The 15,046-nt window shown below is 31.2% G+C and carries 11 protein-coding genes; 6 read left to right on the plus strand and 5 right to left on the minus strand.

The features are described from left to right. Positions 1 to 132: 132 nt before the first annotated feature. A complete protein-coding gene (locus AQ1689_RS03965) occupies positions 133 to 1,446 on the plus strand; it encodes a M16 family metallopeptidase (protein ID WP_101913958.1) in 1,314 nt (437 codons plus the stop codon). Between the two features lie 21 nt (positions 1,447 to 1,467). Next, the gene (locus AQ1689_RS03970) at positions 1,468 to 3,516 is read left to right on the plus strand and encodes a M16 family metallopeptidase (RefSeq protein ID WP_101955253.1); all 2,049 of its coding nucleotides are present in this window, start codon (positions 1,468 to 1,470) and stop codon (positions 3,514 to 3,516) included. 80 nt (positions 3,517 to 3,596) lie between these two features. Here the strand turns inward: AQ1689_RS03970 and AQ1689_RS03975 are convergent, their stop codons facing one another. After that, complete coding sequence (locus tag AQ1689_RS03975; RefSeq protein WP_101955254.1) at positions 3,597 to 4,469, minus strand: DMT family transporter; 873 nt, start codon at positions 4,467 to 4,469, stop codon at positions 3,597 to 3,599. Positions 4,470 to 4,561: 92 nt separating this feature from the next. Here AQ1689_RS03975 and AQ1689_RS03980 point away from each other — a divergent pair, with 92 nt between their 5' ends. Together AQ1689_RS03980 and AQ1689_RS03985 are read left to right on the plus strand one after the other, a co-directional pair. Then, entirely contained in the window at positions 4,562 to 5,161 is a 600-nt protein-coding gene (locus AQ1689_RS03980; protein WP_101955255.1) for a cation transporter, read from the plus strand. 87 nt (positions 5,162 to 5,248) lie between these two features. Next, the gene (locus AQ1689_RS03985) at positions 5,249 to 6,274 is read left to right on the plus strand and encodes a COX15/CtaA family protein (protein ID WP_101955256.1); all 1,026 of its coding nucleotides are present in this window, start codon (positions 5,249 to 5,251) and stop codon (positions 6,272 to 6,274) included. Between the two features lie 146 nt (positions 6,275 to 6,420). Here the strand turns inward: AQ1689_RS03985 and gldD are convergent, their stop codons facing one another. From gldD to mutY, 4 genes are read right to left on the minus strand one after another with little or no spacing between them, the layout of a single operon-like run. Continuing rightward, complete coding sequence (gene gldD, locus AQ1689_RS03990; RefSeq protein ID WP_101913964.1) at positions 6,421 to 6,981, minus strand: gliding motility lipoprotein GldD; 561 nt, start codon at positions 6,979 to 6,981, stop codon at positions 6,421 to 6,423. Further along, on the minus strand, positions 6,974 to 8,272 hold the full coding sequence (gene gldE, locus AQ1689_RS03995; RefSeq protein WP_101955257.1) for a gliding motility-associated protein GldE: 1,299 nt from the start codon (positions 8,270 to 8,272) through the stop codon (positions 6,974 to 6,976). Before gldE ends, gldD begins: the two co-directional genes overlap by 8 nt. Positions 8,273 to 8,291: 19 nt before the next feature. Further along, positions 8,292 to 8,723: a single-stranded DNA-binding protein gene (locus AQ1689_RS04000; RefSeq protein WP_101913966.1), complete on the minus strand. Its 432-nt coding sequence runs from the start codon at positions 8,721 to 8,723 to the stop codon at positions 8,292 to 8,294. Positions 8,724 to 8,762: 39 nt separating this feature from the next. After that, positions 8,763 to 9,803, minus strand: coding sequence for an A/G-specific adenine glycosylase (gene mutY / locus AQ1689_RS04005; protein WP_101913967.1), 1,041 nt, complete (start codon positions 9,801 to 9,803; stop codon positions 8,763 to 8,765). Between the two features lie 330 nt (positions 9,804 to 10,133). Between mutY and AQ1689_RS04010 the strand changes: the two genes are divergently transcribed. Continuing rightward, positions 10,134 to 13,454 (plus strand): SusC/RagA family TonB-linked outer membrane protein, encoded by a 3,321-nt coding sequence (locus AQ1689_RS04010; protein ID WP_101955258.1) that lies wholly within the window; start codon positions 10,134 to 10,136, stop codon positions 13,452 to 13,454. A 16-nt stretch (positions 13,455 to 13,470) separates the two neighbouring features. Continuing rightward, positions 13,471 to 15,030, plus strand: coding sequence for a RagB/SusD family nutrient uptake outer membrane protein (locus AQ1689_RS04015; protein WP_198913854.1), 1,560 nt, complete (start codon positions 13,471 to 13,473; stop codon positions 15,028 to 15,030). Positions 15,031 to 15,046 lie beyond the last annotated feature (16 nt).

The following is a 15,046-nucleotide window of genomic DNA, read 5'->3' on the forward strand; positions in this document are numbered from 1 at the left end:
CTTATTAAAACATAGAAATCACAAAAAAATGTTAAAAAATAGCCTTATTAAAATCTAGATATCATAATATGTAACAAACAGTCTAACTTCACGTCCTATATAAAAATCAGTTAAAAACTAAAAAAAATATCCATGAAAAAAAGTATGATAACTCTTTCAATGGCTTTACTTGTTGGCTTTTATGCTACTGCTCAAAAAGTCGAATTTAAAGAGTACGATTTAAGCAACGGAATGCATGTAATTTTGCATCAAGACAAGGCAGCCCCTGTAGTAACAACAGCAGTAATGTATCATGTTGGAGCAAAAGATGAACAGCCAAACAGAACAGGAATGGCACATTTTTTCGAACACTTATTGTTCGAAGGAACAAAAAATATTAAAAAAGGAGACTGGTTTAAAATTGTTTCATCTAACGGAGGAAAAAACAACGCAAATACCACCGATGACAGAACCTATTACTACGAAGTATTCCCTTCAAACAACCTAGAATTAGGTTTATGGATGGAGTCGGAACGTTTATTACACCCTGTAATTAATCAAGGCGGTGTTGACACTCAAAACGAAGTTGTAAAAGAAGAAAAAAGAATGCGTGTTGACAATCAGCCGTATGGAAGCTTCTTAGAAAATGTTAAAAAGAATATTTTCAAAAAGCATGCTTATAAAGGAACAACTATTGGTAAAATGAAGCATTTAGACGACGCTACTTTAGCCGAATTTTTAGCCTTTAATAAAAAATTCTACGTTCCTAATAATGCTACTTTAGTGGTTGCTGGTGATATCAATATCAAAAAAACTAAAAAATTAGTAGAAGCTTATTTTGGAAACATCCCTAGAGGTGCCGAAATAACAAGAAAATTTGTAAAAGAAGACCCAATCACCAAACAAATAAATGCCAAGGCCTATGATGCGAATATTCAAATTCCAGCAATTGTAAATGCCTACAGAACTCCTTCTATGAAAAGTAGAGAAGCAAGAGTTTTAGACATGATTTCAACCTATTTAAGTGATGGAAAAAGTTCTGTTTTATATAAAAAATTAGTCGATACTAAAAAAATGGCATTACAAGTTGGTGCTTTTAGTGTTAGCCAAGAAGATTACGGAACTTACGTGGTGTATGGGCTTCCTTTAGGAAAAACTTCTTTAACTGATTTAACCAAAGAAATTGATGAAGAAATTGTAAAAATCCAAACCAATTTAATTTCAGAAAAAGCCTATCAAAAATTACAAAATAAATTTGAAAATGATTTTGTAAACGCTAACGCAAGTGTTGAAGGTGTTGCAAATTCTTTAGCACGTTTTAACGTATTATATGGCGATACCAATTTAATAAACACCGAAATTGATATTTTCCGTTCTATTACTCGTGAAGAAATTAGAGCTGCTGCAAAAAAATACCTAAACCCAAATCAACGATTAGTTTTAGAATATTTACCAAAAAAGAAATAAATCAAAAGACATTAATATATTATGAAAACAAAAATAGTATCACTTATCGCAATTTTAGCAATGTCTTTTGCTACCACTGCACAAATAGATAGAAGCGTACAACCAAAACCAGGACCAGCGCCAAAAGTACGATTAGGAAAAGTGAAAAAATTTACACTGCCTAATGGTTTGCAAGTAATCATGGTTGAAAACCATAAATTACCAAGAGCATCTGCTAGCTTAACTATTGATAACAAAGCCGTTCTTGAAGGTGAAAAGGCAGGTTTATCAAGTGTTATGGGAAGTTTATTAGGACGTGGAACAGCAAACATTACCAAAGATGAATTTAACGAAAAAGTAGATTATTTAGGTGCTTATGTTGACTTTTATAGCTCAGGAGCATCGGCAAGTTCATTAATTAAATACTTTCCTGAAGTATTAGGTTTAATGGCTGACGGTGTTAAAAATTCAGCGTTTACTAAAGAAGAATTTGACAAAGAAATTACTGTTACTTTAAACGGTTTAAAATCAAATGAAAAAAGTGTAACCGCTATCGCAAGAAGAGTTGAAAGTGCTTTAATCTACGGAAAAAAACATCCTTTCGGAGAGTTTACAACCAAAAAATCAATTGGTAATATTACCCTTGCTGATGTTAAAAACAACTTCAATACTTATTACAAACCAAACAACGCTTATTTAGTTATTGTTGGAGATATTAACACTTCAAAAACTAAAAAAATGGTTACTAAATTATTTAGTAATTGGAAAAAAGGAAATGTACCTGCTGTTGCTTTTGATAAACCAAAAAACGTAAACAAAACCGAAATTAACTTTATCAATATGCCTAATGCGGTACAATCGGAAATTGTAGTAGCAAATAATATCGATTTAAAATTAGGCGATAAAGATTACTACGCAGCAATATTAGCAAACACCATTCTTGGTGGTGGCGGAACTGCACGTTTATTTTTAAATTTACGTGAAGACAAAGGCTATACTTATGGTTCATATTCTAGTATTAGACAAAGCAGAGATGCTGCTACCTTTAGAGCTAGCGCTAGTGTTCGTAACATTGTTACCGATAGTTCAGTCGTTGAAATTCAAAAAGAAATTCGCAAAATTAGAACACAAAAAGTATCTGATGAAGAATTGAAAAATGCCAAAGCAAAGTATGTTGGTAATTTTGTAATGGAAGTTCAAAAACCTGTAACTGCTGCTCGTTATGCTTTAAATATTGCACGTTATAATTTACCTACTGATTTTTATGAAAACTACTTAGAAAACATCAATTCAGTAACAATAACCGATATTCAAAATGCTGCTGTAAACTATTTTAAAGCAAACAATGCTCGAATTATAATTACAGGAAAAGCAACAGATGTTTTAGAAAACTTAGAAAAAAACAAAGAATATAGCATTCAATATTTTGATAAAGAAGGAAATGCTACTGCAAAACCTGCAATGAGTTTACCTGTTCCTAAAGGTGTTACTTCTACCTCAGTAATTGACAACTATTTTAAAGCAATTGGTGGTACAGATAAAATTGCAAGTGTTAGAACGTTAAAAACTACTTCAGAAGCTAAAGTTCAAGGAATGCAATTAACTTTAGTTCAAAAAAGTGCTGCACCTAACAAAACTTCAACAATTGTTTCAATGGCAGGAAATGTAATGCAAAAAGAAGTTTTTGATGGTGCAAATGGCTATCAAGAAGCTCGTGGGCAAAAGAAACAATTAAAAGGTAAAGAGCTTGAAGATGCAAAAAATAACGCAGCTCCTTTTGCTGATGCAGCCTACAAAAATGGTACTTTAAGCAGAATAGAACCTATTAACGGTAAAAACGCCTATGTAATTATATTTGGTAAAAAAGAGATTTTTTATGATGTAAAATCAGGTTTAAAAGTGAAAGAAGTATCGGTAGCTAAAGGACCTCAAGGAGAGGTAAAAGTACCTTTAGAATTTTCTGATTATAAAGAAGTAAACGGAATTAAATTTCCTCATTTAGTAATCCAATCAATGGGACCTATGAAAATGAACTTCAAATTAAAAGAAGTAAAAATAAACGAAGGAGTTTCTAATGCTGATTTTCAGTAAAAAGAGCTTTTAAAACTACTTTTAAAGAGTCAAAACAACCGTTTTGGCTCTTTTTTTATGCGCTATTTTATACTCTTTTTTTATTTCGCCTTATTTACCAACCAAACACCGAATAAAATAATTCCACCAGCTGATAATTGAACTAAACTTAATTTTTCGCCATCAGTCACGCCCCAAAAAACAGCCACAATTGGAATTAAATATGTTACTGATGACGCAAAAATAGGCGTCGTTAAATGCACCATTTTATTATACAATACTTTTGCAATTCCTGTTCCTACAACAGCTAAAACAGTTATATACCCAAATGCTGTAGTCGTTTGATTATTTAATTTAACCGATGAAAAAAAATCAGAAAACAACAACACCAAAGAAGCAGGAATAATCAATACTAAAAAATTACCTGTTGTTATTGCCAAGGCATCTAAATCTGATAAATATTTTTTGATGATATTTACATTAAAAGCATATCCGATAGATGAAAAAACAACCAAAATAGCATACCAATAATTCTGATTAGGATTTAATTCTGCTCCTTTTAAAATCAAAATAAGTGTTCCTATTAATCCGACTAAAATTCCTATAAATTGTTTTTTCTTAAAGGTAAACCCAAAAATTAAAGCTCCTAAAATAAACGTATTAAAAGGTGTTAGCGAATTCAAAATAGCCGAAATAGAACTATCGATACCTTTTACAGCAAAAGCAAGTAAAAAGGATGGAAAAAAAGTTCCTAAAAAAGCCGTATATAAAATATAAATTTGATGTTTTTTTTGAATTTTTTTAAGACTTTTAAAGCCTATCAATAATAAAAAAGCTGCCGTAATTAATATACGTAACGCTCCTAATTGAATTGGTGTAAAAACAATTAATGCTTTTTTCATTAAAATAAAAGAACTTCCCCAAACAATTGCTAGCAGTATTAAATAAACCCATTTACGTTGTTGATTATTCATTTTCAATACATTTAAGCACAAAATTCGGTTATTAATAACTATAAATTTGATTTTATTGATAACTTTGCTAAATAACCTAATAAATTAAAATTATGAAAATTCAAAAAATAATATTTGCACTTGCTTTAGTTAGTTTTTTAGTTGTCGGATGTAAAAATGAGGCAAAGAAAGATGCAAAAAAAGAAACGGTAACTCAAGAACAAAAAAAAACTAACCCAAGAAAAATAAAAGAACTAGCTTTACATATTTCTGGAATGACCTGTGAAATAGGTTGTGCTAAAAAAATAGCTTCAGACTTATCGAAAAAAGAAGGTGTTTTAAGAGTCAATGTTATATTTAAAGATAGCATGGCTACTGTAAAATATGATGAAAATAACACGAATAAAGCTGATCTAATTACTTTTATCGAAGCTATTGGAAATGGAAAAATGTACAAAGCGTCAGAAACAACTAAAAAAGCTTGTAAAGAAGGATGCGAAAAAGCTTGTTGCGATAAAAGTGATGCCGCTAAAAAAACCTGTGCTGCGGCTTGTAAAAAATCATGTGATTCAAAAGTAAAAGGTGATAAAAAAGCCTGTGCTGCTGCTTGTGAAAAAGCATGTTGTGCTAAAAGTGATGTAGATAAAAAAGCCTGTGCTACAAATTGCGAAAAAGCATGTTGCGCTAAAAACGATGCTCAGAAAAAAGCTTAATATTTTTTAAAATATACTTAAACGAAGCTTCTCATTAGAGAAGCTTTTTTTATGAGTTTATCTTATCTTTGTAAAAACTTTTTTTTGATGAAAAAACATTTTCCTCTCTTAGTAAAAATAGCATTAATCTCTGTATATATTATTTTTTTAGCAGGCTCAGTAGTTCGTATGACAGGCTCAGGAATGGGGTGCCCTGATTGGCCAAAATGCTTTGGTTATTACATTCCTCCTACTTCGGAAGCTCAAATTACTTGGCATCCAAATACCCAATATGAAAAAGGGATGATTATTATTAAAAATGAAGTGCTTTTTGTTGCCGAAAACAATTTAAAAACATCCGAAGAATTTGATAATAACAATTGGAATAAATATACAAAACACAGGTACGCAAAATTTAATAAATTACATACTTGGACCGAATACATAAACCGATTATCGTCGGCTTTAGCAGGAATTCCGTTTTTGTTTTTAATTTTTGTTTCGCTTTCTTTTTGGAAGACAAACAAAAAAATTACACTCTTATCTTTCGGTGCTTTTTCTTTAATTATTTTTGAAGCTTGGCTAGGTAAAACGGTAGTAGATTCTAATTTAAAACCGACTATTATTACCATTCATATGGTGGCTGGTTTGGTTATTGTTGGCTTATTATTATGGTTGTTATTTATAGTTTCCGACCGTAAAAAAGCAACCTATAAATACAATTCATTATTTAATAAATTACTAATTTTTTCGGTCGTATTTTCATTGATTCAAATAGCTATGGGAACTCAGGTTCGTCAGTTTATTGATCAGCAAGTAAAGCTTTTTGGTTTTGATAATAAACACTATAGTTTACTAAACCCGAGTTTTAAATTTTACTTTCACCGTTCGTTTACCATTGCTATTGTGTTGGTAAACTTAGCGATGTTTTACTTAAATCAACTCAAAAATTTAGGCTATAAATTAGTCAATTGGATTGTCGCTTTAATATTTTTAGAAACCATTACAGGAATTTTAATGTATTATGCCGAATTTCCGTTAGGAACACAAGCTATACATTTACTTTCGGGAGCTGTTTTATTTGGATTGCAGTTTTATTTATTATTACAAAGTAAACGTGTAATAAATCAATAAAATAAGCACTTTTTTAAAATTATGTAAAAATGCCTAGCCCCGATTGAAGCATTTGTTTGAGCTCCTTTTTTTGATTTTTCTTCAAAAAAAGAGCGAGTGCGGAAAGCGGAAAATTGCTTCAAAAAAAAATATAAATTAAGATATAATTAGTCTTTCCATTGCAAGGTTTCTAGCATTTGAATCATGTCTTTTTTGAGGTATTCAACGGCGGGTAAAATAGAATCGTAATTAGGTTTGCTGTAAAAAAATAGTGAACCTTTTAAAAAATGATTCGTGCTATCGGTTACATGAAATTGTAGTTGTGAAGCAGCATTTCCTGATATTTCGCACATTTTACCGTACACTTTTTTATCGGAATCAGCATAATCTCTCCACGAAATATGGTCTGCTTTTACGGTGTGTTCTAAAACCAATTTTTCAGATTCAACAAACAGTTCTCTCAGGTTGTTTTTTACAGGTCGGTAGGTAATATCTACAGATGCTTTTAAAGTTGGATATTTGATTTTTAACCAATTATTTTTTAAAATTTTAACACTGGCATTTTTTGCTACATCAAAACTATATGGGATATTTTTATTTAATTTTTGATAGCCTAAAGTAGGATATTCTAACCTTAAATACGCTTTGGGTTTTGGCAAAGTTTCGTTAGTACAACTTGTTAAATTTATTAATAATAAGGCAGATATTAGCCATAAAATTTTACACATTTCGGGTTGCTTTTATTTGTTTTATACGTTTTTTATCTAAGGCTTCAATGGTAAATGTATAGTTACTGAAATTTATTTTCTCGCCTTTTTTAGGAAATTTCCCTGATATTTCTAAAATAAAACCTGCTAGGGTTTCGCTTTCTCCTTTTAAGGTTTCAAATTTTTCATCGTCATCATCTAAAACACGACAGAAGTCTTTTATTGTTATTTTTCCTTCAAAAATATAATTGTGTTCATCGAGCTTTGAATAGGTTAAATCGTCATCGTCAAATTCATCGTTTATATCGCCAACTATTTCTTCAATAACATCTTCTAGAGTTACTATTCCGCTGGTACCGCCATATTCATCAACAACAATGGCTAGGTGCATTTTCTTTTCTTTAAATTCGGCTAATAAATCATCTAATTTTTTGTTTTCTGGCACAAAAAAAGGAGCTCTTATCAAATTTTGCCACTCAAAGGTTTTTTCATTCAAATATGCCAACAAATCTTTAGCGTATAAAACGCCAATAATCGTATCAATATTTTCATGATAAACAGGATTTCGTGAGTAGCCATTTTTTAAAATCATTTTTAAAACCTCTTCGTAAGAGGTATTATCGGCAATAGCACAAACATCGGTGCGGGGTTTCATTATTTGTACGGTTTCGGTGTTTCCAAAATTTACAATGCCTTCTAAAATTTTTTGCTCGTCTTTGGTGGTGGCTCCGCTAGCGGTTAATTCGAGGGCTTCGGATAAACGTTCTACCGAAAAATTATGATTTTTATTGCCTAATTTATTTTCAACAATACTGGTTAATTTTATTAGTGGTGTGCTTAATGGTGTTAAAATAATGCTTAAAAACTGAATTGGTTTTGCCATAAAATTAGCAAATAAAAGCGATTTTCTGGTGGCATATACTTTTGGCAATACTTCGCCAAATAGTAAAATTAAAAAAGTAACAAAAACAACTTCTACTAAAAATTTTACGCCTTCTGAGAGTTCACTAAAAAACACTTCTCCTAGCGAGGCGAATATCAATACGATTAAAATATTGATAAAATTATTGGTTATTAAAATGGTTGCTAATAGTTTTTTTGGCTTTTCAAGAAGCAATACAACATTACTTTTTTGTTTTGATGTTGCCGAAAGTTCATTTAATTGGGTTGATGAAATTGAAAAAAAGGCAACTTCTGCACCTGAAACCAACGCTGAACATATTAATAAAGATAGTAATACTAAGCAGTTTATTATTGTTAACAAATCAATGTTTGATATCGCTAAAAATAAGGAGTTGGGTTCTGTGTCCAATTTTTAAATTTTAAGTAAACTAATGTTGTAAATTTGTATTATTTTGATATATTCCTTTTACTGTAGCGCTATTTTCTACTGCTTTTGTAGCAACAGGTGCTTTTGTGGTTAGATCTTTTTTTGTTGATAAAAAAGTCATTTCTTGTACTTGAATTTCAGTGGTATAACGTTTTTGTCCATCGGCTTCATATTGACGTGTTTTTATGCGTCCTTCGCAATATACTTTATCGCCTTTTGATAAGTATTTTTCACAAATCTCAGCTAATTTATTACGCACAACAATATTATGCCACTCAATACTGGCTATTTTCTCTCCTGTTTGACGGTTGGTATAATTTTCATTGGTTGCTAATGGAAATCGACCAACAGAATTTCCTCCTTCAAAATAATGCATTTTTAATTTATCACCTAAATGACCTATTAAAATAACTTTATTTACTGTTCCTGCCATGTGTTCATTATTTGTGTAAAATCAAATATACGAAATTAACTAAGCCTTCGTTAAAAATTCGTTTAAAAAATTATCAATTAACACTGGCACAGGGTATTGCTTAATATCGTTCCACAAAATGGTTTTACTAGAGGTCTTTGTTGTTTTTACAATCCAAAATTTGGTCGATAAATGTTGATGTGATAATTTATGAACAATATCTTTTTGATTAAATAACGACAATACCGTTTCTTTTGGAAAAAATTCAGCAAATTCAGGCTGCTCAATTAATTGTGTTTCATTAATAGCTGTTGTTGTTTCAATTAATGGAAATTGATACAATCCTTGCCAAATTCCTTTACCTATTCGTTGTTCGATATTGGTTTTATGATCATCTGTAACAACAACTAAATAATTGAAATATCGCTTTTTAACCTTTGTTTTTTTCTCTTTTACAGGAAGTTCTTTAATTAATTTTTTATCTAAAGCCACACAGCTTTCTGATAAGGGGCAAGAATCGCATAATGGGTTTTGAGGTTTGCATTGTAAAGCGCCAAAATCCATAATTGCCTGGTTGTACATTCCTGGTTGCGATACATCAATTAATGTTTGTGCTAATTCTTTAAATTCTTTAATTCCTTTGGATGAATTAATAGGTGTGTTTATACCGAAATAACGGGCTAAAACTCGGTACACGTTTCCGTCAACAACTGCCACAGGTTCGTCATAACAAACCGATGCAATTGCCGAAGCGGTGTAATCTCCAATTCCTTTTAATTTTAAGAGTTCTTTATAGGTATTCGGAAAAACACCATCAAATTCATTTGCTACTTGTTTTGCTGTAAAGTGTAGGTTTCTAGCTCTTGAATAATAGCCTAATCCTTGCCATAATTTAAGTACCGTGGTTTGATCTGCTTTAGCTAAATCGAAAACGGTTTCAAAGCTTGTTGTAAAACTTATAAAATAAGGCAATCCTTGAGCTACTCGTGTTTGTTGTAGCATTATTTCGCTTAACCAAACTAAATAAGGATCCTTGGTTTTACGCCAAGGTAAATCTCTTTTATTTTTTAAATACCAGTATATAAGTTGGGAAGTAATCATTGGGGTTTTATTTTAAATTTTAAATAAACTATTTGGATTTTTTTTAGCATTTTAAGGTCTTAAAAATTAATTAGCCACACCTATATTCATAAAAAATCGTTAAAAATTAGTTTTTTTATCTTCTAAAACAGGCATAAATATTTTAATTTTAATAAGCTAAAACACTTATAATCATCATTATTAATTATTAACTGATAACTGTTATTCATTAATAAAATAATAAAAAGAGCCTAGATAAGCTAAAATTTTGTTAATATTGTATCTTTAATTTAACGTTTAGGAAATCAACCCTTCAATTTTAATACTTTACTAATTCAAATATTTAATTTTATGCAACAAATTACAAAAACATTAATAGTGTTTTTTATCTTAACTTTTCAGCTCACCTATGGGCAAAAAAAAATAACAGCCTCGGGTGTTGTTTCTGATCAATCAGGACCATTACCAGGTGTTACTATTTTAATCAAAGGTACTGCTTTTGGTACAGAAACAAATTTTGATGGAGAATACACCATTAAAACAACACAAAAAGATGTACTTGTTTATAGTTTCGTAGGAATGAAAACTGTTAAAAAAACAGTGAATTCAACGGCAGCAATCAATGTTGTTATGACTGAAGATGAAAATCTTTTAAATGAAATTGTGGTTACAGGTATTACTGTTACCGATAAAAGATTATTTACTGGGGCTTCAACTTCTTTAAAGGCTGCGGATATCAAATTAGATGGTGTTCCTGAAATTAGTAGAGGGCTTGAAGGTAGAGCTGCTGGGGTTACGGTACAGAATGTATCGGGAACTTTTGGTGCTGCTCCAAGAATTAGAGTACGTGGTGCAACATCTATTTATGGAAATTCAAAACCTTTATGGGTGGTTGATGGTATTATTTTAGAAGATGCTATTGACGTTTCTGCTGGAGATTTATCATCAGGAGATGCAAGTACTTTAATAAGTTCGTCTATTGCAGGTTTAAATGCGGATGATATTGAAAGTTTTGAGGTTTTAAAAGATGGTTCAGCGACTTCAATTTATGGTGCACGTGCTATGGCAGGTGTTATTGTAATTACCACTAAAAAAGGTAAAGCAGGTGTTAGTAACATTAATTATACGAACTCAACTACCTTTAGAATGAGACCTAGTTATACTGATTTTAACATCATGAATTCACAAGAACAGATGTCTGTTTATGAAGAAATGCGTGCTGGTGGATGGTTAAATTATAGTAAGGTTGCAAATGCTAGAGAAAGCGGTGTGTATGGTGAAATGTATCAATTATACGATAAATTAGATGCTAATGGAAATTTCTTAATCAAAAACACAGCACAATCTAGAGCTGCTTTTTTAAGAAAAGCAGAACTTAGAAATACCGACTGGTTTAAAGAATTATTTAATATTAATGCTTTACAAAGTCATGCGGTAAATGTATCGTCAGGTACTGACAGAGCTACCTATTATGCTTCATTAAGTGCAATTGTAGATCCAGGATGGACAAAAGCAAGTAGCGTTAACAGATATACAGCTAATTTTAAATCAATCTTTAAAGTTTCTGATAAATTAACTTTCAGTAGTATTAGTACCGGTTCTTTTAGAAAACAAAAAGCACCAGGAACTTTATCGCAAGATACTGATTTGGTAACAGGTACCGTAAAAAGAGATTTTGATATCAATCCTTTTTCTTATGCCCTTAATACTTCTAGAGTTTTAGACCCAGCCAAAAATTATACTAGAAATTACACTGATTTTAATATTTCTAAAGAATTAGAAGAAAATTATATTGATATTAATGTCGCTAATTTAAAATTTCAAAGCGAATTAAAATATAAAGTAAATTCTAAGATAAACCTTAGTGCATTAGGAGCTTTAAAATACCAAACCTCATCTTTAGAGCATAATACTACTGAGTTTTCTAATCAGGCAAACGCTTTTAGAGCCGATTATAATGAAATTATTAGAAATGCCAACCCATTTTTATATACCGATCCTGACAACCAATACGCTACACCTATTAGTGTTTTACCAGAAGGAGGAATTTTCAGAAAAACTACACATAGTATGTTAGGCTATGATTTTAGAGGAACTTTTTCATATAAAGATGTTATTAACGATGACCATACGGTAAACTTTTACGCAGGGGCTGAGGCTAATTCTGCAGATAGAAAGAAAACCAATTTTACAGGATGGGGATTACAATACTCTTTAGGAGAAGTGCCTTTTTATGGCTATGAGTTATTCAAAAAAAGTATTGAAGAAAACACCCTTTACTACGGTTTAAAAAATACAAAATACAGAAACTTAGCCTTTTTTGGAAACACTACATATTCTTGGAAAAGACGTTATACTCTTAATGGTACTTTCCGTTATGAAGGATCAAATAAATTAGGAAAATCGAAAGCATCTAGATGGTTACCTACTTGGAATGTATCTGGTGCTTGGAATGTACATGAAGAAGATTTCTTTGTTCATTTAGACCCTTTAGAAAGCCTTACTTTTAGAGCTTCATACAGTTTAACTGCCGATAGAGGTCCTGAAAGCGTTTCAAACTCATTAGTTGATATCAGAAGTTATAATCCCTGGAGACCTTCTGCAGGAAGTAAAGAAAGTGCTTTATACGTAGCTGGTTTAGAAAATAGCGAATTAACTTACGAAAAGAAACATGAATTAAATGTTGGTTTTGATACCAGTCTTTTTGACGGTCGTTTAGCTATTGGTGCAGATTGGTACCAAAGAAATAACTTTGATCTTATTGGCCCTACGAATACTCAAGGTATTGGTGGTGAAATTATAAAATATGGTAATGTTGCTGAAATGAAATCAAGTGGTTTAGAATTATCAATTTCTGGAACTCCTATTAAAACAGAAGATTTTTCTTGGCAAACAAGTTTTGTATATTCTAAAACAAAAAATGAAGTTACAAAATTAGATTCACAACAAAGAGTTATCGATTTAGTAACAGGATATGGTTTTGCTAAACAAGGATACCCTGTAAAAGCTATTTTTTCAATTCCTTTTGCTGGTTTAAACGAAGAAGGTTTACCTACTTTTCAAGATCAAGAAGGTGAGGTATCAATTGGAGAATTAAATTTTCAAGAAAGAGACAAATTAGACTTTTTAAAATATTCAGGTTCTGCTGACCCAACAGATGTTGGTAGTTTTGGAAACATTTTTAAATACAAAAACTTACGTTTAAACATCTTTACAACTTACTCATTTGGTAATGTAATCCGTTTAAATCCTGTTTTTAGTTCAAGATATTCTGATTTATCAGCCTTACCAAAAGAATTTGAAAACAGATGGATATTACCTGGGGATGAAAATTTCACAAACGTACCTGTAATTGCTAGTACAAGACAAGAAAACAGAGTTGGTGAATATGATTTAAGAACTGCTTATAATGCGTATAATTATTCTGATGCTCGAATTGCAAAAGGAGATTTTGTACGTTTAAAAGAAGTTTCATTAGCTTTCCAATTTCCTAAAGAATATGTAACTAAAATAAATGTTAAAAGTTTGTCTTTAAAATTACAAGCAACTAACTTATTTTTATTGTATTCTGATGATAAACTAAACGGACAAGATCCTGAATTTTTCAACGCTGGTGGAGTTGCAAGTCCTTTAGCGAAGCAAATTACATTTACATTGAAATTAGGATTATAATTTTTAAAATTAAAAAATGAAAAATAATATAAATAAATTACTGGCAATCGCTCTTTTGTCTTTCATTGCAATTTCTTGTGGTGACTTTTTAGACGAATTACCTGATAACAGAACAGAAATAGACAACAACAATAAGATTAGAAAAATATTAGTTTCAGCATACCCTAGCACTAGTTATGGTATGTTAGCTGAACTATCTTCTGATAATATTGATGATTACGGTTTAGACAACCCAAACACCGATCTATTTTTAGAGCAAGTATCGTACTGGAAAGAGATCACTGAAACAAATAATGACGGGCCTGCTTCACTTTGGGGAAGCTGTTATAATGCCATTGCAAATGCAAACCAAGCACTAGCTTCAATTGAAAATAGCAGTAACCCTGCTTCATTAGCTGCTGAAAAAGGAGAGGCTTTAATTGCCAGAGCTTATAGTCATTTTATATTGGTTAATATGTTTAGTAAACACTACAGCACTAAAAGTAGCAATACTGATTTAGGGATTCCTTATTTAGAAGCTCCTGAAACAACACTTAACCCTAAATATAAAAGAGGTACCGTAAAAGAAGTGTATCAAAAAATCAATAAAGATATTGAAGAAGGATTGCCACTTATTAGCGATAATATTTACACCGTACCTAAATATCACTTTAATGTAAAAGCATCTTATGCCTTTGCAGCACGTTTTAACTTATACTACGAAAACTGGGCAAAAGCAAAGAAATATGCTTCTGTTGTAGTAACAGCAAACCCTTCTAGTGTATTAAGAGATTGGAAAGCTTTAAGTGAAGTTGTTAAAAAACAAGACCCTATAACTAAGGCATATTATGAAGACCCTAGTGCTTTATTTACCCAAGCATATTCATCAAGTGCAGGGCGTCATTTTGGTGGTTTTTTTAGAGGTTCACGTTTTAACCACACGAGTGCTATTGCCAATAGAGAAACATTAAGCGTTGCATTACCATGGGCTGATAATGCTAGTTTATTTCCTTATAACAAACCTGTTGTATATGAAACAACTAATTTAGATAAAACGTTGTTTATGAAATTACCGTCTTTATTTGAAACTAAAGATGCTGTTGCACAAACTGGTTATTCAAAAACTATTAGAACACCATTTACTACGGATGAGACTTTGTTAGTAAGAGCGGAAGCAAACGTAATGTTAAAGCAATACGATGCTGCCCTAGCAGATTTAAATTCATTTACTATGAATTACAATCAGCAACAACCAACAACGAATATTGAGCAAGTAAACACTTTTTACAATGCTGTTCCTTATTCAACAGAAGCTACCGCTACACAGAAGAAAAAATTAACCGCTTCTTTTATAGTAACAGCTGGTACGCAAGAAAACATGTTACATTATACGCTTCAATTAAGAAGAATATTAACAATGCACGATGGTTTAAGATGGTTTGATAATAAACGATACGGAATTGTTGTACCAAGATACCTAAATGGTAAAAACGGAGCAATTAGTGTTGCCGATGTTTTAACAGTAAACGACAACCGTAAAGCATTACAATTACCTAAAGATGTTATCACCGCAGGTTTAACTCCTAACCCTAGATAAAACTAAAATTACTACA

It is taken from the genome of Tenacibaculum finnmarkense (genome assembly GCF_900239185.1).
GTDB lineage: Bacteria > Bacteroidota > Bacteroidia > Flavobacteriales > Flavobacteriaceae > Polaribacter > Polaribacter finnmarkensis.